The organism is Ruegeria sp. K5 (assembly GCF_056531805.1).
In genome coordinates this window covers 846,730-868,548 of sequence record NZ_JBQFML010000001.1, presented here as the reverse complement: position 1 = coordinate 868,548, position 21,819 = coordinate 846,730, and the positions used below count along the sequence as shown (strand labels likewise).

General features: G+C 57.9%; 20 protein-coding genes and 1 tRNA gene. 12 read left to right on the top strand and 9 right to left on the bottom strand.

Going from position 1 to position 21,819, the window contains the following annotated elements:
• Positions 1-9 precede the first annotated feature (9 nt).
• From ACR0MO_RS04430 to ACR0MO_RS04380, 11 genes are all read left to right on the top strand, one after another.
• Positions 10-1,434 (top strand): cryptochrome/photolyase family protein, encoded by a 1,425-nt coding sequence (locus ACR0MO_RS04430; protein ID WP_480889888.1) that lies wholly within the window; start codon positions 10-12, stop codon positions 1,432-1,434.
• Positions 1,435-1,503: 69 nt separating this feature from the next.
• Positions 1,504-2,712, top strand: coding sequence for an SAM-dependent methyltransferase (locus ACR0MO_RS04425; RefSeq protein WP_170451178.1), 1,209 nt, complete (start codon positions 1,504-1,506; stop codon positions 2,710-2,712).
• Between the two features lie 16 nt (positions 2,713-2,728).
• Positions 2,729-3,169: a TrgA family protein gene (locus ACR0MO_RS04420; RefSeq protein ID WP_170451176.1), complete on the top strand. Its 441-nt coding sequence runs from the start codon at positions 2,729-2,731 to the stop codon at positions 3,167-3,169.
• Positions 3,170-3,201: 32 nt separating this feature from the next.
• On the top strand, positions 3,202-4,317 hold the full coding sequence (locus tag ACR0MO_RS04415; protein WP_480625937.1) for an NUDIX domain-containing protein: 1,116 nt from the start codon (positions 3,202-3,204) through the stop codon (positions 4,315-4,317).
• A gap of 68 nt (positions 4,318-4,385) precedes the next feature.
• Positions 4,386-5,420: a cysteine synthase A gene (locus tag ACR0MO_RS04410; RefSeq protein ID WP_480625938.1), complete on the top strand. Its 1,035-nt coding sequence runs from the start codon at positions 4,386-4,388 to the stop codon at positions 5,418-5,420.
• Positions 5,420-7,855, top strand: a complete 2,436-nt coding sequence (locus ACR0MO_RS04405; protein ID WP_480780513.1) for a DUF3772 domain-containing protein — start codon at positions 5,420-5,422, stop codon at positions 7,853-7,855. The genes ACR0MO_RS04410 and ACR0MO_RS04405 overlap by 1 nt, the downstream gene beginning before the upstream one ends.
• A 113-nt stretch (positions 7,856-7,968) precedes the next feature.
• Positions 7,969-8,058, top strand: a tRNA-Ser gene (locus tag ACR0MO_RS04400).
• Positions 8,059-8,311: 253 nt separating this feature from the next.
• Entirely contained in the window at positions 8,312-8,902 is a 591-nt protein-coding gene (locus tag ACR0MO_RS04395) for a YrbL family protein (protein WP_170621712.1), read from the top strand.
• A 114-nt stretch (positions 8,903-9,016) separates the two neighbouring features.
• Positions 9,017-9,883 carry an urea carboxylase-associated family protein gene (locus ACR0MO_RS04390; protein WP_480889885.1) on the top strand — a complete coding sequence of 289 codons (867 nt, stop codon included), beginning with the start codon at positions 9,017-9,019 and terminating at the stop codon, positions 9,881-9,883.
• Between the two features lie 145 nt (positions 9,884-10,028).
• Positions 10,029-10,397: a group I truncated hemoglobin gene (locus tag ACR0MO_RS04385; RefSeq protein ID WP_170451166.1), complete on the top strand. Its 369-nt coding sequence runs from the start codon at positions 10,029-10,031 to the stop codon at positions 10,395-10,397.
• Positions 10,394-11,452, top strand: coding sequence for an adenylate/guanylate cyclase domain-containing protein (locus ACR0MO_RS04380; protein WP_480889882.1), 1,059 nt, complete (start codon positions 10,394-10,396; stop codon positions 11,450-11,452). Before ACR0MO_RS04385 ends, ACR0MO_RS04380 begins: the two co-directional genes overlap by 4 nt.
• A gap of 6 nt (positions 11,453-11,458) precedes the next feature.
• Here the strand turns inward: ACR0MO_RS04380 and ACR0MO_RS04375 are convergent, their stop codons facing one another.
• The 9 genes from ACR0MO_RS04375 to guaA all read right to left on the bottom strand — a co-directional run bounded on the left by ACR0MO_RS04375 (position 11,459) and on the right by guaA (position 20,847).
• Positions 11,459-12,073, bottom strand: a complete 615-nt coding sequence (locus ACR0MO_RS04375; RefSeq protein ID WP_170451162.1) for a TetR/AcrR family transcriptional regulator — start codon at positions 12,071-12,073, stop codon at positions 11,459-11,461.
• Between the two features lie 85 nt (positions 12,074-12,158).
• Positions 12,159-13,028 (bottom strand): polyphosphate kinase 2, encoded by an 870-nt coding sequence (gene ppk2, locus ACR0MO_RS04370; RefSeq protein ID WP_480889880.1) that lies wholly within the window; start codon positions 13,026-13,028, stop codon positions 12,159-12,161.
• Positions 13,029-13,077: 49 nt separating this feature from the next.
• The gene (locus tag ACR0MO_RS04365) at positions 13,078-14,031 is read right to left on the bottom strand and encodes an alpha/beta fold hydrolase (RefSeq protein ID WP_480625942.1); all 954 of its coding nucleotides are present in this window, start codon (positions 14,029-14,031) and stop codon (positions 13,078-13,080) included.
• Positions 14,021-14,938, bottom strand: coding sequence for a homoserine O-acetyltransferase MetA (gene metA / locus ACR0MO_RS04360; protein ID WP_480889877.1), 918 nt, complete (start codon positions 14,936-14,938; stop codon positions 14,021-14,023). Before metA ends, ACR0MO_RS04365 begins: the two co-directional genes overlap by 11 nt.
• A gap of 38 nt (positions 14,939-14,976) precedes the next feature.
• The gene (locus ACR0MO_RS04355) at positions 14,977-15,849 is read right to left on the bottom strand and encodes an ATPase (protein ID WP_480889875.1); all 873 of its coding nucleotides are present in this window, start codon (positions 15,847-15,849) and stop codon (positions 14,977-14,979) included.
• 50 nt (positions 15,850-15,899) lie between these two features.
• Complete coding sequence (locus ACR0MO_RS04350) at positions 15,900-16,796, bottom strand: DMT family transporter (RefSeq protein ID WP_480889872.1); 897 nt, start codon at positions 16,794-16,796, stop codon at positions 15,900-15,902.
• 102 nt (positions 16,797-16,898) lie between these two features.
• The gene (locus ACR0MO_RS04345) at positions 16,899-18,029 is read right to left on the bottom strand and encodes an OmpP1/FadL family transporter (protein ID WP_480581426.1); all 1,131 of its coding nucleotides are present in this window, start codon (positions 18,027-18,029) and stop codon (positions 16,899-16,901) included.
• Between the two features lie 133 nt (positions 18,030-18,162).
• Positions 18,163-19,023, bottom strand: a complete 861-nt coding sequence (locus ACR0MO_RS04340; RefSeq protein ID WP_170519742.1) for a DMT family transporter — start codon at positions 19,021-19,023, stop codon at positions 18,163-18,165.
• A 264-nt stretch (positions 19,024-19,287) separates the two neighbouring features.
• Positions 19,288-20,847: a glutamine-hydrolyzing GMP synthase gene (guaA, locus tag ACR0MO_RS04335; RefSeq protein WP_480581423.1), complete on the bottom strand. Its 1,560-nt coding sequence runs from the start codon at positions 20,845-20,847 to the stop codon at positions 19,288-19,290.
• A gap of 157 nt (positions 20,848-21,004) precedes the next feature.
• Between guaA and ACR0MO_RS04330 the strand changes: the two genes are divergently transcribed.
• Positions 21,005-21,700, top strand: coding sequence for an MgtC/SapB family protein (locus ACR0MO_RS04330; RefSeq protein ID WP_170518227.1), 696 nt, complete (start codon positions 21,005-21,007; stop codon positions 21,698-21,700).
• The last annotated feature ends 119 nt before the right edge of the window (positions 21,701-21,819 follow it).

The window sequence follows — 21,819 nt, the reverse complement described above, 5'->3', positions numbered from 1 at the left end:
AGGGCGGTCATGTCATCTATACAGTCCCCAATCATTATCTGGTTCCGACGGGATTTGCGCCTGTCGGACCATCCGGCCTTGTCTGCCGCCGCGCAAACCGGTCGGCCTGTCATTCCGGTATTCATTCTTGATCCACTGACCGAGACACTTGGCGCTGCACCCAAATGGCGTCTGGGTTTGGGGCTTGACGCCTTCGCGCAATCGCTGGGTCAGGCTGGCAGCCAATTGATCCTACGGCGCGGCTTTGCGTTGGATCAGTTGCAGAAACTGGTGTCCGAGACCGGCGCGACCGAGGTCTACTGGTCTCGGGCCTATGATCCAGAGTCGATTGCGCGGGATATCAAAGTCAAAGCGGCCCTGATCGACCATGGCGTTCAAACCAGGTCCTTTGCAGGCCACCTGCTGTTCGAACCCTGGACCGTTGCCACGAAAACCGGGCAGCCGTTCCGCGTGTTCACTCCGATGTGGCGCGCAGTGCAGGGGCGAGAGGTGCCCGAGCCATTTCCCAATGTAACCAACCTGACCGCGCCCACCCATTGGCCTGTGTCAGAAACGCTGGTTGACTGGAGTATGGGAAAATCGATGAACCGGGGCGCTCGGGTCGTTCGCCCGCATGTTCGACCCGGTGAGAACGCGGCCTATGACCAACTGAACGCCTTTTTGGATCGCGTTTCACGCTATTCCGAAGACCGGGACCGACTGGATGTCGATGGCACCTCGAACCTCTCGGAATATTTGTCCTTGGGCGAGATCGGCCCTCGGGCGGCGTGGCACCGTGTGCAACAGGCCGCGTTGATGGGAACGACCGGGACCGACAGTTTCCTGCGGCAGTTGGTCTGGCGCGAGTTCGCCTATCACCTGATGTATCACACGCCGCACCTGCTGACCGGCAACTGGCGACCCGAATGGGATGCCTTCCCATGGAATACCGACCCGGACCACCCCGAGGTGTTGGCCTGGAAACAGGCCAGAACTGGCATATCTGTAGTCGATGCGGGCCTGCGCGAGATGTATGTGACCGGCCGGATGCACAATCGTGCCCGGATGATCGTCGCAAGCTACCTGACCAAGCACCTGATGACCCATTGGAAAGTCGGGATGAATTGGTTTGAGGACTGCCTGATCGACTGGGACCCGGCCTCAAACGCGATGGGCTGGCAATGGGTGGCGGGTTCAGGTCCGGATGCGGCCCCGTTTTTTCGCATCTTCAACCCGCAAACGCAGCAAGAGAAGTTCGACCCTAGGAACCATTATCTGCAGCGTTGGATCGCCGAAAGGCACGCAAACCCAAGCGCCACCGCCTTGGCCTATTTCGACGCGATCCCGAGGTCCTGGGGAATGAACCCGTCCACGCCATACCCGCCACCGGTCGTGGATTTGGCTGACGGGCGCAAGCGCGCTCTGTCTGCGTATGAAAGCCGAAAAACCCAGTAAGGAACTGAAAACTTGCCAGAAACAAAAAGCCGTCCTAGCCTGAACCAAACACCGCAGAGGGGAGAGCGGATGATCCTGACGTCGACCGAGGGGCAGACAGACCTGCCCAGATATTTCGCGCAAGTCTTCAAGATGCTGGGCAAGATGGAGTCCGGGCGGCTGGATATCACTTTGCCGGATGGTCGCGTGTTTCGATCAGAAGGCTCCAAACCCGGCCCGATTGCAGCGGTCGAAATCCACGACCCGGATGTTTTTGCACGTCTTATCCGGGAAGGAGAGCTTGGGTTCTCGGACGCCTATCTGGAAGGACATTGGAGCACGCCCGACCTGCGATCCTTTATGGATCTTGTCCATCTCGGTTCGGAAACGGTTTATGACGGGTTCACCGGCAAGTTCCTGGTGCAGGCCTATGAACGGCTGCGGTTCTGGCTGCATCGCAACAATCGGAAACAGGCCAAGAAGAACATCTCGTACCACTACGATCTGGGCAATGACTTCTATGGCCTGTGGCTTGACGACACGATGACCTATTCCAGCGCACTGTTCGAGACCGGACAGGAGAGCCTGGAAAAGGCGCAGACGGCCAAATACGCCAGCCTCATTGACGAAATGGGCGTCAAACCCGGCGATCATGTGCTTGAGATCGGATGCGGCTGGGGCGGCTTTGCCGAATATGCCGCGAAAGAGCGTGGTTTGCGCGTCACCGGCCTGACCATTAGTCAGGAACAGTTGAACTTTGCGCGACAACGTATGGAAAAAGCTGGACTTTCCGATATGGTCGAGCTGAAGCTTCAGGATTATCGAGACGAGCGCGGATTGTACGACGGCATCGCCTCGATCGAGATGTTCGAGGCTGTAGGACAAAAGTACTGGCCTGTCTATTTCGAGACGGTGCGCGAACGTCTGAAGCCCGGCGCTCAGGCCACGTTGCAGATCATAACCGTGGGCGATCACCGCTGGGATTTTTACAAGAACGGCGTTGATTTCATTCAGAAATACATCTTTCCGGGCGGCATGTTGCCATCGCCCACGATCCTGCGCCAACAGATCGATCTGGCGGGGCTTGATCTGGTGCGTTCGAAAGAGTTTGGCAAAAGCTACGACCTGACGCTGCGCCGCTGGTATGACACGTTCAACGCCAAGTGGGATCAGATCGCTGACATGGGGTTTGATGAGCGTTTCCGCCGCATGTGGAATTATTATTTGACCGCATGTGGCGCGGCCTTTGACACGGGCAATTGCGATGTGACACAGATCACCATAGCAAAGCCCAGTTAAGGAACGGAATTCGTAAATGCCCACAGCCGCGCGATTAGTTGCCGCCCTTTGTCTTGCGGTGGTGGCCTTTCTGGTCTCCAGCATGGTTATCAACAACGGGGAAGAGGGTAAGGATTACGGCTATTTTACCGTGGTGAACCTTGTAATCGCTGTCGCATGTGGCTGGAAAATCATGGGCAAACGGGCAGGGCGCGGCTGGACTGCCGGGATCAACAACGGGCTGACCGGCGTGGCCTCGCTGGTGTTCTGGGCGCTGTTTGTGCAGGGCTGTTACGAGATGTTTCGCCTTGCCATGCGCAACCGCTATGACGGCCCGTTCGAGGCGCTCAAGGCGATCTTCGTGATCGGTGTCGACTATGGGCGGTTGCTGCTGGTTCCGGAAATCCTGATCACTCTGGCCGTCGGGTCGGTTCTGGCCGGTCTGGCCACGGAAATCGCCAGCCGACGCTGGCGCTGATACCCTCAACCTGACAGGAAAGCTGTTCACCCGTGTCTGATTTGTTCTTTTACGGCACCCTGCGCTACGTTCCACTGCTGGAACGCGTGCTGGGTCGGTCCGCTGGGGATGTGTCGCTGACCCCTGCCAGTCTGCCGGATCATGCAGTTCATGCGGTGGTAGGAGAGGACTTTCCGATGATCCAGCCAATGCCGGGGGCTGAGGCCGACGGCCTTTTGGCCCGCGACCTGACCAAGCAGGATCTGGCACGACTGGCCTATTACGAAGGCGGGTTTGACTATGATTTGCAGCCCTTGGCCGTAGCCTTACCCGATGGCAGCACGACGACCGCTCAGGTGTTTTTCCCGGCCCCCGGTGCCTGGGTGCCTGCGGGTCTTTGGTCGCTGGAGCGGTGGGCCGAGAAACTGGGCGAGGTCACCGCGCTGGCCGCCGAAGAGGAGATGGCCTATTTCGGCAAGGTTGATGCCAAAAAGATGACCCGCAGCATCCCGGCAATACAGACTCGCGCCCAGGCCAAGTTGTTTGCCCGGCAGCGCCGCTCGGGTGATCCGCGCGATACGGCAACGGATGTTGTCGTCCACAGTCATACACGCGCCTATGTCGATTACTTCGGCATAGAGGAAATCCAGCTACAGCACCGCCAGCACGACGGTTCGATGGGTCCTGTTCTGAACCGCAACAGCCTGATGCAGGGCAGCGCGGTTGTGGTTCTGCCCTATGACCCGGTGCAGGACACCGTGATGCTGGTCGAGCAGTTCCGCCCCCCGATCTTCCTGATCGAAGACCCCGAGCCCTGGATGTGGGAGCCGGTGGCGGGCATGATCGACGCTGGCGAAACACCGGAACAGGCGGCCCATCGCGAGGCGTTGGAGGAGGCTCAGGTCACGCTCGATGCGCTAGAGTTTGCGGGTGGGGCCTATTCCTCAAGCGGGTCTTCGACCGAGTATGTCTATCTGTATGTCGGTCTTGGAGCTTTGACCGAAACGACCGACGCAGGCGGATTGGACAGCGAAGGCGAGGATATTCGCACCCGAATTCTGCCGTATTCGGAATTCATCAGTCTTGTGGACAGCCATGCCTTCAAGGATTTGCCCTTGCTGTCGCTGGCCCATTGGCTGGCCCGTCACCGGGACCGTTTGCGCCAGTGACTATCGCGCTTGTGGTTGCGGCGGCTCGGCTGTAAATCTTCCCTGATACCAAACGACAAGAGGGCGCCATGCGCATTGCACGAGACCTTGCCGACGCAGTCGGGAAAACACCGCTGATCCGGCTGAAGCGCATCAGTGAAGAGACCGGATGCGAAATCCTCGGCAAGGCCGAGTTCATGAACCCGGGACAGTCGGTCAAGGACCGCGCGGCGCTTTATATCATCCGCGATGCGGTCGCGCGGGGTCAGTTGAAACCCGGTGGCACCATTGTCGAAGGCACGGCGGGCAATACCGGGATCGGCTTGGCGCTGGTTGGTGCCTCAATGGGCTTCAAGACGGTGATCGTGATTCCGGAAACCCAGTCGGAAGAAAAGAAAGACATGCTGCGCCTTGCCGGCGCGCAACTGGTTCAGGTTCCGGCGGCGCCGTATCGCAACCCAAACAACTTTGTGCATTACTCGCGCCGTCTGGCCGAGGAACTGGCGCAAACCGAACCCAATGGCGCGATCTGGGCCAACCAGTTCGACAATATCGCCAACCGTCAGGCCCATGTGGAAACCACCGGCCCCGAGATTTGGGAACAGACCGATGGAAAGGTGGACGGTTTTGTCTGTGCCGTAGGTTCAGGCGGAACGCTGGCCGGTGTGGCCGACGCTTTGCAGCCCAAAGGTGTGAAGATCGGCCTGGTCGATCCGATGGGGGCAGGGCTTTACTCCTACTACACCACCGGTGAGATCGCGATGGAGGGCAGCTCGATCGCCGAAGGCATCGGACAGGTGCGCATCACCAAGAACCTGGAAGGCTTCACGCCGGACTTTTCGTACCAGATGACCGACAATGAGGCGCTGCCCCTGATCTTCGATCTGCTGCGCGAGGAAGGTCTGGTTATGGGCGGTTCAACCGCGATCAACATGGCGGGCGCGGTGCGTCTGGCCAAGGATCTGGGCCCCGGCCATACTATCGTGACCATCCTGTGCGACTATGGCACGCGCTATCAGTCCAAGCTGTTCAACCCGGAATTCCTGCGTGAAAAAGAACTGCCGGTACCGGATTGGATGACCGAAGCACCCCGCAGCATTCCGGGCGTGTTCGAGGACGTATGATGCTGCAGCAGGTCCGCCTGTGCCTTGTTCTGGTTGCCCTGTGTCTGTTCGGGTTTGTCGGCGCGGCCACCGCGCAACTGACCGACCGGCAGAGCGAATACTATCAGGGCTGGATCAAGACGGCGGACCGGGCCGAAACGGTGATCGAGGCCAACAGGGCCTCGAATGCTGCGTTAGAAAATCTACGTTCTGAAATAAACAATTACCGCGAGGACTTTAATCAGGCGCGCGGGGCAAACACTGACCGCATTCAGACATTGGAAGGCCAGATCAAGGCGCTGGGTCCCAAGCCGGAAGGTGATGCCGAAGAACCAGAACAACTGGCGATGTTGCGCGCGCATCTGGACGAACAACTCAACAGCCTGCGCGTCCCCCGGATCATCTCGGAAGAGGCCTATAGCAGGGCCAACGGGTTGATCAGCGAGATTGACCGGATCATCCGGGACCGCCAGAAAAAAGAGCTGTTGCAGCGTGGCCCGTCTCCGATCAACCCGATCTATTTGCGGCCGGCCTGGGCGGATGTGACCGAAGCCACCCGCAGCCTGTTCAACGAGACCGCCAAGAACCTGCGTACAGATTCCGTCCGCGAACAAATCCGCGAGCGCGGCCTGGGCATTTTTCTGTTGATGGTTGCCTCGGCGGTTTTGCTGATCTTTGGGCGCTACTGGTCGGAAAGAGGCGGGGACTACCTGCGTAAATTGGGTGGTGGGGGCACCGGGGTCTGGACCTTTGTCGTCTCGCTGTTCCGCATTGCTCTGCCCTGGTTGGGTGTCTGGGCCGCCGTTCAGGCGATCACGCTGACCGGGGTGCTGGGCTTGCGCGGCACGTTTCTGTTGCAAAGCGTTCCGTATTGGGCGGCGATCATTTTCTTCTACGATTGGATCGGTCGGCAGATCTATCTGATCGGAGAGGCGCAGAATTTCCGCCGCCTGTCGGCAAATAAAATCAAGGAATTGCGGGTCTATCTGGATCTGCTGGCCATCATGCTGATTTTGCACGAACTGGCCATTCTGTTCGATCAGATCGAGAATATCTCGGACGCGACGCGGGCTGTTGTCAGCTTCCCGGTTGTCGTCATGACCGCGTTGCTTCTGCTGCGGGTGCGCCATATCCGGACCAATGACGTTCAACAGGACGAGGTCGACCCAAACGCGTCAACCCGGGGCGCAAGCCTGAGCCAACTGATCGAGCTGCTGCGCCGTGTTCTGTTCCTGCTTGGCATCGCGACGCCAGTTCTGGCGATGTTCGGCTATACGAATGCAGCCGAGGCCATTGTTTTTCCGGCGGTCAAGACGCTGATCCTGATTGCGGCGCTGGTGATCGCGCAGCGCTTCCTGACAACGGTTTATGGTTGGATAACGGGGCAGGGCGACGCCGCGCGCGACTCATTATTTTCGGTTCTGCTGGGGTTTGCGCTTGCGATCCTGTCGGTGCCCGTTCTGGCCATCTACTGGGGCGCGCGCGAGACTGATCTGATCGAGGTCTGGACGCGCATTCTTCTGGGCTTCGACATCGGTGGAGTCACGATTTCACCCAGCAATTTCCTGACCTTCGTGGCCGTATTTGCCATCGGCTATACGGTGACGCGGCTGGTTCAAAGCGGGTTGCGCAACTCTTTGTTGCCCAAAACAAAAATTGATCCCGGCGGCCAGAACGCGATTGTGGCCGGGTCCGGCTATGTCGGGATCACCATCGCTGCGCTGATCGCGATTATGGTGGCCGGGTTCGATCTGTCCTCGCTTGCGATTGTGGCCGGGGCGCTGTCTGTCGGGATTGGTTTTGGCCTGCAGACCATTGTGTCGAATTTCGTCTCGGGCATTATCCTACTGGTCGAGCGTCCGATCTCGAAGGGGGATTGGATCGATGTGAACGGTATGATGGGCTACGTGCGCGATATCTCGGTCCGGTCCACGACGATTGAGACCTTCGACCGAACAGATGTGATCGTTCCGAACTCGGACCTGATTAGCGGCGTGGTTACGAACTATACGCGGGGCAATACCATCGGGCGGGTGATCGTACCCGTAGGCGTGGCCTATGGCACTGACACGCAGCAAGTCGAAACGATTCTGGGTGAGATCGCAAACGCCCATCCGATGGTTCTGGCGAACCCTGCGCCCAGCGTGGTGTTCCAGGGCTTTGGCGCGGATTCGCTGGATTTCGAAATCCGGGCCATCCTGCGCGACGTGAACTGGGTGCTGTCGGTGAAATCCGACATGAACCACGAAATCAACCGCCGCTTCGCCGAGGCCGGGATCGAGATCCCGTTTGCGCAGCGTGATCTGTGGCTGCGCAACCCCGAAGTTCTGCACCCGGCGCCCCAAGGCCCGTCCGAGCCGCCTGAGAACGAACCCGAGGCCCCGAAAAAGGCGACGTCTGCCCCAATCCAAATGACCGAGGCGGATCTGGACCCTGACGCCGGGGATGAGCTTTGATCCGTCCATAGAAGGCATCGGATATCGACGTTACGGATTTGTTTGAAACCGTTCACTTTCCCTGAATTCGGCCCTTGCAAATCCACCGGCATTGGTCCAAATATCGCCGTCACGGAGAGGTGGCCGAGTGGTCGAAGGCGCACGCCTGGAAAGTGTGTAGGCGGGAAACCGTCTCCAGGGTTCGAATCCCTGTCTCTCCGCCACAGGACTTTCGCGAGAAAGGCCAACCATCTTCTGATCAAAGCGCTGAGCGGCAGTCGTTCCCAAGGAACGATGAGAGCTTGTGAGGTTCGTACAAAGTTCCTTCGTTTCCGCCACTTTCACCCAACTCACCGTCCAATTTCCAAGCTGTGAGCGCCGGTGCGCCAACTGCTTGCATTGTAACGAATTGATGACGGGATTATATTCGCCTCAAGCGGACAATTCTGCATATCGGCAGACAGGACAAAAAACAAAATGATTGAGCTGGACGGTAATGCGCCGCTGCGCAAAAGCCAGAATTACGAGATATTCCAACATCCTGAACTGGAAAACGCCTTGTTGAAGGTTCGGGTTGATGAGCCAAAGCGCAACCATCTCATTCCGCGCTATGCCGAATGGCGGTACGGAAATCTGCGTCAGTGGGCGCGTGAGGCGAATGAATACCTGGCGGCCCTGAATCGTGGGTGTCCCGAGATTGAGCGTCTGGCGCGGTTCATGGGCTATGCGCCGACCTCTCGGGGACCGGCCATTGTGGTTGAAAAAATGACCGGGCCGGACGGAGATCTCGCGCCCTCGCTGCACGCTGAAATGGTGGCGGCAAAGGATAAACCCGAGGTTCAGCAAAAGCTGAAGGCCGAACTACTGGAGCTTTTGGACGATCTGGAGCGCGGTCGTATCATCGTGGGCGACCTGTGGGCCGCAAACATCGTCCGCGCGCAGGAACGCGGCGGTCGGCTTGTTGTGATCGATGGGCTGGGTGAGCGGGTTCTTTTCCCGTTGACCGTGTTCAGCGATTGGGCCTTTCGGCAATCAATCGCCCGGCGGCGCGCGCGTATGGCGCGCTGACGCGTGTCGGAAAGGGGTGCGCATTTGTGATTCCGGGCCTTGGCGGTTCGGCCTGATTTGCTCTATCCCTTACAGAGTTCGTCAATTTGATTGTCTTTCGCCAAGAGGTGCGCCGTGAAACTTGAAATCCCGAACTCCACGCCACCTGCAGATGCGTCTCAGCGCAAGGCCATTGAACCCGTCATCTGCTATCCGCCAGACACGCTGGACCCGCCGGACCTGACCGGGCTGCGTGCCCTGCGCAACGCAGCCGTCAAATCCGCCGACGTCACTGCGGCCCCGCGGGATGCGGCGTGTATCGACGTCCTCGCAGGCGCGTTTTTTCGAATTGTGTCGGTGCAGGGGTCTCAGGTCGGCGATCTGAACCTGTGGAACAAGCACGATCTGACCGAGCGGTTCTATTCCGGAAAAACCCGCGCGTTGCATGGCACGCATCTGTCGACCGGAGACCGGATGTGGTCGAGTTTCCCTGCCATGCGCCCGATGGCGACCATCATTGACGACACTCTGGACTGGTATGGATTCGATGAGTTCGGCGGCTCGGTCCACGATGTTATCGGGACGCGCTGTGACCCGTATACCGGTCGTCTGTTGTCTGGTGATGACTACCACTATTGCTGCCATTCCAATTTGACACGCGCCTTGTCCCGGCATTGCAGTCTGCCGCTGCACGAGGCCGAGATGCACGTGCATGACGTGTTGAACGTTTTCATGTGCACCGGATTCACGCGGGACACCGGTCAGTATTTCATGAAGGCCAGCCCGGTGCGTCCGGGAGATTACCTTGAGTTTTACGCCGAGATTGATCTGATCGTTGGTCTGTCGGCCTGCCCGGGCGGGGATTGTTCGTCCGAGCATTCCTCGGACACCGCCGCTTGCTACCCGTTGTTGATCGAGGTCTACGACCCCGGTGAAACAGCCCGTGCTGCGCATGAACCACCGGCCGTTTCGACCTATAGCCGCACACATGGAACGGATTGAGTTTGGATATTTCGCGGCGCTTTCCGGGTTCAAAAAACAGCCCCACAACAGGCGAATAGACCCTTAAGTCTGATAAACGTTAACAAAAATCGGAATTTGTTATAGTCTTGTGGCGTTATTCAATTGGTAACGCCCGGGTATTGGTGTGACACAGACGCTTTATGAGAAATACGGTGGTTTCAAAACGATCAGCCGGGTGGTGATGTCCTTCTACGAAATGGCATTGGATTCCGACGAGATCGGCGACTATTTCGAAGATATCGATATGCCGCGCCTGATCGACCATCAAACCAAATTCGTTTCCTCTCTGATCGGGGGGCCTGCTGCATTCAGTGACGACAGGATCGAGGCGGTTCATCGCCATCTCAACATCAGCCATGAGGATTTCGACGCCATGGCCGTGTTGTTCGGCGAGGCGCTGGAAATGCACGGTATGTCAGAGCCCGACATCAAGACAGCCCTTGGCGCGATTGAAGGAAAACGGTCGATCATCGTCGCCCGGGACGCTGCATGAGCATCCATGCCATCAACGAGCAATTGTTACGCGCTATTGGCGTCGGCGTGGCCGTGGTGCGGGCCGAGGATCTGGAGTTTGTCTTTCACAATGGCTCTTTCGCCGAATGGTTCGGCAAGCCAGAGGAGGGTCAAACGCTGCTGGATCTGGTGCCCGATCTTGATCTGAGAGAGTTGGATGACGTCAAACAATCTGGCCTGCGCTACTCGGTCGAGTTGCAGATCAAGCCCAGACGCCGGACCTTGATCTTTGCGGTCACAGTGTCATTGGCCAATGGCCTGTCCGAGCAGGTTCTGATCATCGAATGCCAGAACATCACGCGCATTCGCGAACTTGAAAGCATGATCGACAGCTACTCGACCATGGTGGAGCGCAACACCCGAGAGTTGGAGCGCGAAAAGGAACGGGTCGAACGTCTGCTGCTGAACGTGATGCCGCGCGCGGTGTACGAAGAGTTCAAGACCTTTGGCGTTGTGACCCCGCAATTGTACGATCAGGTCTCGGTCGTGATGCTGGATTTTGTCGGCTTCACCGACTTTGCCGCGAAAACCGATCCGACAGTGACGCTGAGCGAGTTGAACGACATCTTCACAGCCTTTGACCGGATCGTAGAACAGTTTGGATGCGAGAGGATCAAGACGATCGGTGACGCCTATCTGGCCGTTTCGGGCATGCCCGATGCGACGCCGGATCATGAAACCGCCGTGGCCCATTGTGCCGTGCGGTTTCTGCGCTATCTGGAACGCCGAAACGAAAGCCACCCCCATAAATGGCAGGCGCGTGTCGGGTTGGGCATGGGGGCTGCGGTCGGGTCGGTCGTGGGTATTCAGAAATACGTCTACGACGTCTTTGGCCCCGCGGTGAACACCGCCGCGCGTCTGCAAGTCTTTGCAAACCCGATGAATATCGTCGCGCCGGAGGAAATGAAATACGCCCTGATCGACGAATTTCAGGTCTCGGATATCGGTCTTGTCGACATCAAAGGCATGGGACAGATGAACCTGATCAATGTCACCTCGGGCCTGAGCGTGCCGCAAAACAGTCAGCGGGTCTGAACCACATCAGTCGTCCTGCGGCACCAACCCCAATCCACGCAGATAGATACCGATACCACTTTCCAGCAGGTCCTCGGGCGGGAAGGGCGACGTTGCGCCCGTGTTGCGGGCGTAGAGTTCGACAACCCCATGGCTCATCGCCCAGATATGTGCGCTGAACATCGAGGCAGGCGGGCGCTTTTCCGGTGGAATATGTTGCGACAGATCGGCTGCGGCCTTTTCCAACACGTTCTTGGCACGATTGGCCGCCAGAGACAGCTCGGGCGTGCGGTTCAGAGACACGCCGCTTTCGAACATCGCGATATAGTGGCCGGGATGTTTGCGGGCAAAAGCCAGATAGGCGCGGCCCGTCGCCTCGAACGCGGCAAGGGCCGAGGGCTGGCCTTTGTCATAGGCGTACTGCATCAGGTCGGCAAACATCTCGAAGCCTTGCTTGGCAGCTTCTGCAATCAGATCTTCACGCCCGTGGTAGTGCCGATAAACAGCCGCTGGCGTGACCCCGGCCGTCTTCGCCGCCTCGGACAGAGTGAACCCCGTTGGGCCTTTTTCCTCGATCAGGGACAACGCAGCCTCAATCAGGGCTTGTTTCAGGTTTCCATGGTGGTAACCGCGTTTCGTCATCCTGGCCTCAGGTCAGTTTTCATTCCTTGGGAAGCAAAGACATAGTCCACCTGTGTCTGAGCGTCCATCACTTGGTGCTGCGTGCCTACGAGTCCCAAATCTCTGGCCCGCCGCAGATTTTTGGGTCAATTTTACCCACCGCGCCCTTGTCTTTTTCATCATAGTCCAGCGCGCCAAGAACCGTCTGAATCGCTGCGATGCGGGCGCGTTTCTTGTCGTCTGATCGGACGATGGTCCAGGGGCAATGCTCGGTATGGGATCGGGTCAAAGTCTCCGAGATCGACTGAGTGTATTCGTCCCATTTGTTCAATCCCGCCACATCAATGGGGCTGAGTTTCCATTGCTTCAGCGGGTCGGTTTCTCGCGCGAGGAACCGGTTCAGCTGTTCGGCGCGCCCGACATTCAGCCAGAACTTGAACAGGTGGATGCCGTCATTCACCAGCCCGGTTTCTAGCGGCAGAACCTGACGAAAGAAACGTTCGCGTTGTTCAGGCTCGCAAAAGCCAAAAACGTTTTCAACCACGCCGCGATTGTACCAACTGCGGTCGAAGAACACGATTTCCCCAGCCGTAGGCAGATGCTGGATATAACGCTGGAAATACCACTGGCTGCGTTCGGCGTCGGACGGTTTGGCCAGCGCCACATTGCGTGCGCCGCGCGGGTTCAGGTTTTCGCGAAAGCGTTTGATCGTGCCGCCTTTGCCCGCCGCGTCGCGGCCTTCGAAGATGATTGCAACCCGCTGACCGGTCTCTTTGACCCAGGATTGCATCTTGACCAGTTCGATCTGCAACGCCCCGATCTGCGCCTCATACTCCTTGGACTTCATCTTTTCCGCATAGGGGTAGGTCGGGTTCAGGATGTCGCCCTTCTTTGCCTTTTTGATCAGGTCGCGCACATCCTTCGGCGCGCCTTTGCGGAAGTAGTTATCGATGGAGCCTTTTTCGGACCGGGCCATGCATCACCTCGCAATAAAATCCATTTCTTACTATGGATTAGGTGCCTGCCTAACGCAAACCCGCACGCTGCGCGGCCCGATCTATTGCGGCGGCCACTTCCTCGGCAGCCACGACCTGCGGCATGTGGCCGATGCCGGGCAGTTCGATCAGCTCTGCCCCCGGTATCTGTTCGATCAGGCGGTGCGAGTGCCACTCAAGCCCCACGGTGTCGTCGGCGGTGCCGTGCAGGATTTCCGTCGGCACCGAAATCTCGGCATAGCGGGGTTGCAACGTGGCGACTTCGTCCAGCAGGTTGGCGCGTTGTTTGGCATTGGCGTGCATCGAGGCCCGGCGCATCGTCAGTTCCGGCCCGAAATGCGCGGCATATCCTTCGGGGGCCGTCTGCGGGGCGAAGACCTTGTCCATCGCCTGTTCGACATACCAACCCGGCACGTAAGAGGTGATCAGGGGCAGTGCGAGCGTGTTCCCGACCGGGGTCGAGGCGAGGCGGTTGAACCCATCAAGCGGCGTCTCCCACGGGATGGCGGCGGGGGCGATCAGAACAAGGGCCGAGATATTGTCGGGCCGCGTTACGGCCCAGGCAAGCGAGACGGATCCGCCATAGCTTTGGCCAGCGACGATGGGTTTATCAGCCCCTAGCTGAGCGGCAGCCTTCTGCAGGATGTCAGCCTGTTCGGTGATGGTTTCTCCGTCAGGATTGAAACTGGCGGAATAGCCCAGCCCCGGACGATCAAACACGATGACACGGTAGGTCTGGGCAAGGATTGGCGCCAACGCAAAGGTCATGTCGCGCGTGTTTCCGCTGGACCCGTGGATCAGTACCACATCGGGGCCTTCGCCCATCACGACAGCGTGGACTGCGATCCCATCGACATCTAAAATCTGACCTTCCGGTGGAAAGGCAGCCTCGGCCCGTGTTTCGATCTGGGCGCTGCGCCACGCGGTGAATGCGGCAAAGCCAAGAACGAGTACGGCGAATGATATCAGAAGCTTAACGGCCAATTTCGTCCATGTCGAAAGGTGTGGTCTGGTAAATCTCGTTGATCCAGTTGCCGTACAAAAGATGCGCGTGGCTGCGCCAGCGGTTTTTCGGCGTCCGGGTCGGGTCGTCATCGGGGTAGTAGTTCATCGGCACGTTTATCGGCGTGCCATTGGCCACGTCCCGATCATATTCCTGCTTCAACGTATCGCTGTCATACTCAAAATGGTTGAAGATATAGAGCGCACGATGCCCCGGATCCTCGACCAGACAGGGGCCCACATCGTCGCTGCCCAGCAGGGTGTTCAGCCCCGGTGCGCCGTCAATCTCGGCCTGTTTCATTTCGGTCCAGCGGCTGACCGGAATGACGCAATCATCCGAGAAGCCGCGCAGGAACGGAGACGCCGCGTTCAGGTTCCGGTGTCGGAAACAGCCAAACGCTTTGGCATCCAGCATGTGCTTTTTGACGCCGTGGAAATGGTTGATCATCGCCATCCCGCCCCAACAGACGCCGAAGGTGGAATGCACGTTGGTCTGGGTCCACTCGAAAACTTCGCTGATCTCGTCCCAATAGGTAACGTCCGGAAATTCCAGATGTTCAATCGGAGCGCCGGTGATGATCAGGCCATCGAACTTCTGGTCCTTGACCTCCTGAAAGGGGCGATAGAACTCGGCCATATGTTCGGCTGCGGTGTTCTTAGTCCGATGCTCGGTCATGCGGATCAGGGACAGATCGATTTGCAGCGGCGTTGCACCGATCAGACGTGCGAACTGATTTTCCGTCTGAATCTTCTTGGGCATCAGATTCAGCAACCCGATCTTCAGGGGGCGGATATCCTGACGCATTGCCTGATCCTCGGCCATGACCATGACGCCTTCCTTGGTCAGGACGTCAAAGGCGGGCAGGTCTGAGGGGATCTTGATCGGCATCGGTTCAGGCTTTTTTGGGTTTTTACAGAAGCTTGTAGTTAGGCGTTCTTGGGTTGGGTCTCAAGGGCGCGTTCGATCAACACATCGAAATCGGCCGCGTCGCGCACCTTGCCTATCTCATCGGCGGTGATGGTGATGCCCCAGTTTTTGGCCATGGCCGCATATCTGGGCTGACGATGGGCCAGCGCCTGCGCATAGGTCCAGCGGATGAAGGCATTCGGATCGACCTCGGCCTCGGCGCAGCCGTGCTGGTCCAGATAGTCGGTCCACACGCGGGTCAGGAATTCGGCCTGATAGGACATCGGTTTCGGAGCTTTGTCGAAGCGGCGGACAAGTTCTGCCGTGTGATCCTCGTCCCCTTTCAGCCAGATCATCAGCGTGTGCTTGGACAGTTCGGTCATCACCTGATCAGACGGATCATTCGGATCGACCCATTCGCAGATCGACCCGCCGGTGTCGCAGATGAAATGCGGGTAATGATACAGACGCTGCGCCCTGTCGATGAAATACTCGGTATCCAGCAAGGCATGAATCTCGGCCAGTCGGAACTGTTCCTGACGGCGGTGGTATTCGGGCATCTCAAGCCCGCCTTTGGCTGGATCGCCGGGCTTGCCCAGATAGGCGGCGACAGGTGTCAGGTTCTCGAATGAGATGTTTGAGCCGATATAGATCGAATCCGACAAAAGCAGGTCGCGCAGAAACGGCACCTTCATCGCCTCGGCCTTGGCATTGTCGGTGATGTATTCGCCCATGTAGCGCGTGCCGATCCTGTAATCGATCGAGTAATGGAACCAATCGCCCGAATCCCGCAGGATGTTCGACACATAGGTTTTGCCCAGGCCCGACATGCCGAAAAACAGCACTTTCTTCCGCGCAGCGCTGCGCCAATCCTTTGCCGAGCCGTAGATCATGTTCCGCTGTCCCTTAGTTTTGCCTTTGCTAGAACGGGCAGGGGACCGCGTCAATCGCGCTTGCCCGAGCGGTTCAGGATTACCAGCCCAAAGGCAAGGATTGCAAAACCGACATAGGCATTGGGCGGCAGCGCTTCGTCCCTTAGCCCCGCGCCAAGGACAATGGCGACGGGCGGGATGACCAAAGTGACCAGCATCAGGTTGCCGCTGCCAGCCATTGCCAGCACCCGGTAATACAGAAGATAGGCCCCCGCCGTTGCAATGATGGCATAGTATCCAATGGCCGCCCATGTTGCCGGCGGAAGGCGCAGGGTTGGCACGCCATCAACCATCAGCGTGATCGGTAGGATCAAGAGTGTCGCGCCGGTCAGCATACCCGCCGCTGCGACGACAGGGGACATGCCCGACAGGTGTTTTCGGCCCCACACGCTGGCGAAGGCATAAGACACCGTGCCCGCCAAAACAGCGAGCTGAGCCAGGCTTTGCAGGTTGAAACCTGCAAAGTTGCCAAGGCCGATGGCGACCGAAACGCCCGCAAACCCAAGAACGACCCCGGTCAGGCGCAATTTCGTCAGCCGTTCATCCGCGAAGACTAAGGCCGCAACCAGCACGCCAAAGATCGCCGTTGCCGCATTCAAAATAGCCACAAGCCCGGTGTCGATGTGCAACTGTCCCCACGCCATCAGCGAGAAGGGGATGACGTTGTTCAGAAGACCCATGATCAGGAAGGCCAGCCAGACCCGCGGGTCCCGGGGCAGCTCAAGGCGTTTGATCCAAACGACCAGCCACAGCGCGGCCATGGCCCAGAACGTGCGGTGCAGGACCGAAGTCATCACCGGGATCGTATCCAGCGCAATGCGAATCGACACAAAGGACGCGCCCCAGATCAGGCCAAGAAGCAACAGTTCGGCCCAGGCGCGGGATGAGAGATGTTTCTGAGGTTCCATAGGGCCAACCTGTCACCACGCGAACGCCGAAGCGACCCGAAACATGCGACAAAAAAGACCCCGCCGAATGGGCGGGGCCTTGTGTTTGCGTGATCGGTCAGATCAGTCCAAAGCGTAGGTGATCTGGAAACCAACACTCCAGGCGCTGTTGCCTGAGAAGTCGGCGCGCGCGTTGGGGCCTGCGCCGTCCACGGTCGCATCGCCGATGTCGGTATAGCGGATGCCTCCCGAGATTTTGGCTTTTTCCAACGAATATGTTCCACCGACACCGATGCTCCAGAAACCGTCGGTCGGACCAAGGTTCGATACTGGTTCACCCTCGTCGGTTTCATAGCCAAGTGTTACCGCACCAGAGAATTCGTCGGAAAACTGATAACCAAGACCGAGCGAATAGGTATAGGTGGCGTTGTCGTAGTCGACAAGTGGGTTAAATGGATAATTCGGCGGCGAAAAGTTGAGCTGAGGCCAGTCAACCCAACGAATAGATCCGAAAAGCAGGGTCTTCGGGGCGACGCCAGTCTGAAAATCCAGATTGACCGATTGCGGTGTTTCGATCTCGGTTCCTGAGTTGAGTGTACCGGTGGAATCAAGTGCCTCGGTTTGCGAGAGGTTATGGCTGATCTTTGAGTTATAAGTCAGTGCGACACGAGCAGCAATTTCCGGTTTTTCCCAAGCGACTCCGACAACATATCCGAACGAAATGTCCGCGTCCGTATTGACTTCATACCCGGCTACAAGTGGTACGCTAACCGATGCCTTTACGCGCTGCGCGCGTACGCCACCCAGTGCGCTGAACCCGTTGTCAAATTTGTAACGCAAAAGCGCGGTCACAGCATCTGTGTCTGCGGTTGCATTCAGAGTATCCTGGCGTCCAGCAGGGTTTGGGTTGATCGACAGCGGGTAATCATCGGCATATTCAATGTCCGCGCCGAAAGGTTGATCATACATGATCGCAAAGTCCAACTGTTCAGTCAGAGCAGTCTTGTACCCCAGGTGCGGTGTAAAAAAGTCATTTGCAACGTTGCCCGAATCGACAGGTTGACCAGCATTTGGCCCGATTAACGCAGGCATTGTTCCCGATACACTTGGGTTGGTGTACCCAAGGCGAAACTGAACTACCGATCCCTCCTCAAAGATCAGGTTGATGCCTTGCCCGCTTCGATCCAGGCCACCTGCATGACCAGCTGTCGCCCCAAAGCAAAGCGCACATGTCGTCAGTAGCGCTTTTTTCATTTTGAACCTCCCTTTACAGTCCCTCGCAGGTGCTTTCGGCTACGCGTTGAGTGTGAGTTGCGTACCAACCTGCAAAAATGTGCCCGATACTTTCTTTCCGGTTAGTTTAAGGTCAAGTCGTGACCGTGCGTTACTAGTTACGACTAGAGTCGCGGACTGTTGCCAAACTGTTACGATTCTCGGACCACACGTTCAGGAAAATCCCCGAGAAGATCACGGCGGCCCCCAGCATTGTCCAATGATCGATGGGCTCGTTGTAAAGAAGCATTCCGACCACGGCGATTGTGGGGAGACGCGCGAAGTCAAAGGGGATGACCACAGTGGCCGGAGCGATGGCTAACGCGTTGGTAATACAGAAATGTGCCAGCAATCCGGCCAGCCCGACCAACAGCAAGTAGGGCGCTGTTTGCAGGGTGGGAAGGGCGATCTGACCGTCCAGACCCGCTGCTGCGGCCCCCAAAACGGCCTGCATAACGGCCAGCCAGAACATGATGCATCCGATGCTTGCAAACCGCGTCAGCTTTTTGGTGGTTATCGTTGTAAACGCGAAGAAAATCGCCGAGGCGGCAGCCATCATCAGACCGGGGCTTAGTGGGGCGGTGCCGGGGCGCGTTACGATGAGGATCCCTGCAAAACCGATCAGGGCCGCAGTGACCTTGAGTGTTGTCAGACGCTCATTCAAAAACAACGGCGATAAAAGGATGACCCACAGCGGCTGTGTGAATTCCAGGGCGAAGACCTGTGCCAAAGGAATCACCCCGACTGCGTAGAACCACAGATTCTGTCCGGTGAAATGCAGCGCGTTTCGGATCGCATGAAGGCTCAGGCGTTCGGTGGTGACCTGATGCCACCCGCGAATTGCGCTTAGCACAGTCGCGACGACAATGATGCCCACGATGCTGCGATACATCATGATTTCGAACGTGTCGTGATGCAGGCTCAGTTCGCGCCCGGCGACAGCCATCGAGGAAAACGACAGGATCGCGCCGATCATCCAGAAACCGGCCTTGAAGACCTGGACCGATCCTTTCTCCACCCCGCACCCTCCACGCTTTGTTCCTGTGTCTTACAGGGCTTAAACGGATTCGGTCGGATCGGGCACCCTGAATCCGGTTTTGACGGATCAGCTCTGTATCGCGCAATGGGTCACGCCTGAGTTCAGCAGGGTCCTCAAAACCCTAGGTCGGCGCAGAAGCCGCGCCAGTAAACAAAAAAAGCCGGGATGGTGATCACCAATCCCGGCTTTTGCGATGCTTTATCATTCCCACTCGATCGTTCCGGGGGGCTTGGATGTGATGTCATAGGTGCAGCGGTTGATGCCCTTGACCTCGTTGATGATTCGCGTGGCGGTTTCGCCCAGGAATTCGTGGCTGAACGGATAGTAATCGGCGGTCATACCATCGACCGAGGTCACAGCGCGCAAGGCACAGGCATAGTCATAGGTGCGGCCGTCACCCATAACGCCAACCGTGCGCACGGGCAGAATGGCAACGAAGGCCTGCCAGATATCGTCGTAAAGGCCGTGTTTGCGGATCTGGTCGATGTAGATGGCATCGGCCTCGCGCAGGATCTCCAGCTTTTCGAGGGTGATCTCGCCCGGGCAGCGAATGGCCAGCCCCGGTCCGGGGAAGGGGTGGCGGCCGATGAAGCTGTCTGGCAGGCCCAGTTCGCGGCCCAATGCCCGGACTTCGTCCTTGAACAATTCGCGCAGAGGTTCGACCAGTTTCAGTCCCATCTTTTCCGGCAGGCCGCCAACATTGTGGTGCGACTTGATCGTCACCGAAGGCCCGCCCGAGAACGAGACGGATTCGATCACGTCGGGATACAGCGTTCCTTGCGCCAGGAACTCGGCCCCATTGATGGTGTCGGCGTGTTTCTGGAACACGTCGATGAATAGCTTGCCGATGATCTTGCGTTTGGTTTCCGGGTCGCTCTGACCGTCCAACTCGCCAAGGAACAGCTCGCTTTCATCTGCGTGGATCAGTTGAATATTATAGTTGTCGCGGAACATGCCCACGACCTCGGCGGCTTCGTTCTTACGCAGCAGGCCGTGATCGACAAAGACGCAGGTCAGTTGGTCGCCGATGGCCTCGTGGATCAGGATCGCCGCGACCGAGCTGTCGACGCCGCCGGACAGACCGCAGATGACCTTTTTGTCGCCAACCTGTTCGCGGATCTTGCGGATCATCTCTTCGCGATAGGCACCCATGGTCCAATCGCCCTTGAACCCGGCCAGCTTGACAAAGTTTTCGTACAGCTTCGCGCCTTTGGGCGTGTGATGCACCTCGGGATGGAATTGCACCGCATAGAAGTGGCGCGCGGGGTCTGCCGTGATTGCGTAGGGCGCGTTGGGCGAGGTGCCGTAAACCTCAAAACCCGGGGCGATTTCGCTGACATGGTCGCCGTGGCTCATCCAGACCTGTTCGTCGCCGTCAGCGAACCAGCCGTCCAGAATGTCTAGCTTGCTTTCTGGTGTAACAAAGGCACGACCGAACTCGGCAGTGCCATGGCCGCTTTCGACCTTGCCGCCAAGCTGGTGCATCATCACCTGCTGACCATAGCAAATGCCAAGGATCGGCACGCCGTAGTCGAAAATCTCTTGCGGGGCGCGGGGCGATCCCTCGCGCGTGACGCTGTCCGGGCCGCCTGAAAAGATCACGGCGCGCGGCGCCATCTGGCGCACCACATCCATCGTGACATTTTGGTAGGGGTGGATTTCGCAATAGACGTTCAGTTCACGCAGGCGACGGGCAATCAGCTGCGTCACCTGGCTGCCGAAGTCGATGATCAGAAGGCGGTCATGGGTGTCTTGGGTCATATCCGCGCCTTAGGCCAAGCGCACCTGTTTCGCAAGAGCAACCTCTGATTCTGAAAGGGGTTCAGCGATTCAAAAAAAGGAATTGTAAAAGTTTTGTAACGAAAATATGACAACTCGGCTGGATCGATGTATATACAAATAGAACAAGGGACCGAAATTGCCGATTTCCATCGAGATTGCCGCACTGAATCTGGCTTTGGCGCTGTTTTGCGGCGCGCTAATCGGGTCCGAGCGTCAGGTCCGCCAAAGAATGGCCGGGCTGCGGACAAATGCGCTGGTCGCGCTGAGTGCCGCTGCGTTTGTTGTATTCTCGGCGCTGTTTCCGGATGAGGTGAGCCCGACGCGCGTTGCGGCGCAGGTCGTTTCGGGAATCGGCTTTCTGGGGGCCGGTATCATTTTCCGGCACGGATTCACCATTCATGGCCTGAATACGGCTGCTACCCTGTGGTGCTCGGCTGCTGTCGGAATGATGGCGGGGGCAGGGGCCTGGGTGTTTGCCGTCATGATGACGGGTTTCGTGATTTTTGTGAATCTCGGGCTCAGGCCGTTGGTGAAATGGCTCAAGCGCACCACACGTGCCGGGGTGCCGCTGACGCAAGAGTTCAAGATCCTTCTTCAATGCTCGGAAGAAGCGCAGGCAGATGCGCGTGTCGCTGTTCTCAAGGCGTTGGCGCAAAACGATGTTCGAATCGTTGGCTTTGAAAAGGGCGATGCGGTGGAAGGCAAACGAACAATCGCTGTTCTGGTCTCGATGGAAGATCACCCCGAGGAACTGCAGCACAAGGTTGTCGCTCCTCTGATGCTTGAGCCGAGCATCGACAGCATTGAATGGGATACGGTGTCCGAAGCGTAACGCGACGGTGAAGATCTACGCCAACGTGAGGTCCAATGTCGCTTTTCCCCCCAGAGCGCCGTAAACCATATGCTCAATGACGCTCAATCCTGTAACTAAACGGTCAATCTAACCATTCA

Excerpts from the sequence above, each read along its gene's own strand:
- ACR0MO_RS04340 (WP_170519742.1), bottom strand. The coding sequence starts at position 19,023 with ATGATCGGCGCGATCCTGTCGTTTTCCTCGATGGCTGTCGCCGGGCGC.
- ACR0MO_RS04345 (WP_480581426.1), bottom strand. The coding sequence starts at position 18,029 with ATGAAAAAAGCGCTACTGACGACATGTGCGCTTTGCTTTGGGGCGACA.
- ppk2 (WP_480889880.1), bottom strand. The coding sequence starts at position 13,028 with ATGGCCCGGTCCGAAAAAGGCTCCATCGATAACTACTTCCGCAAAGGC.
- ACR0MO_RS04420 (WP_170451176.1), top strand. The coding sequence starts at position 2,729 with ATGCCCACAGCCGCGCGATTAGTTGCCGCCCTTTGTCTTGCGGTGGTG.
- ACR0MO_RS04425 (WP_170451178.1), top strand. The coding sequence starts at position 1,504 with ATGATCCTGACGTCGACCGAGGGGCAGACAGACCTGCCCAGATATTTC.
- guaA (WP_480581423.1), bottom strand. The coding sequence starts at position 20,847 with ATGACCCAAGACACCCATGACCGCCTTCTGATCATCGACTTCGGCAGC.
- ACR0MO_RS04430 (WP_480889888.1), top strand. The coding sequence starts at position 10 with ATGTCATCTATACAGTCCCCAATCATTATCTGGTTCCGACGGGATTTG.
- ACR0MO_RS04375 (WP_170451162.1), bottom strand. The coding sequence starts at position 12,073 with ATGACGAAACGCGGTTACCACCATGGAAACCTGAAACAAGCCCTGATT.
- ACR0MO_RS04395 (WP_170621712.1), top strand. The coding sequence starts at position 8,312 with ATGATTGAGCTGGACGGTAATGCGCCGCTGCGCAAAAGCCAGAATTAC.
- ACR0MO_RS04380 (WP_480889882.1), top strand. The coding sequence starts at position 10,394 with ATGAGCATCCATGCCATCAACGAGCAATTGTTACGCGCTATTGGCGTC.
- metA (WP_480889877.1), bottom strand. The coding sequence starts at position 14,938 with ATGCCGATCAAGATCCCCTCAGACCTGCCCGCCTTTGACGTCCTGACC.
- ACR0MO_RS04410 (WP_480625938.1), top strand. The coding sequence starts at position 4,386 with ATGCGCATTGCACGAGACCTTGCCGACGCAGTCGGGAAAACACCGCTG.
- ACR0MO_RS04350 (WP_480889872.1), bottom strand. The coding sequence starts at position 16,796 with ATGGAACCTCAGAAACATCTCTCATCCCGCGCCTGGGCCGAACTGTTG.
- ACR0MO_RS04355 (WP_480889875.1), bottom strand. The coding sequence starts at position 15,849 with ATGATCTACGGCTCGGCAAAGGATTGGCGCAGCGCTGCGCGGAAGAAA.
- ACR0MO_RS04405 (WP_480780513.1), top strand. The coding sequence starts at position 5,420 with ATGCTGCAGCAGGTCCGCCTGTGCCTTGTTCTGGTTGCCCTGTGTCTG.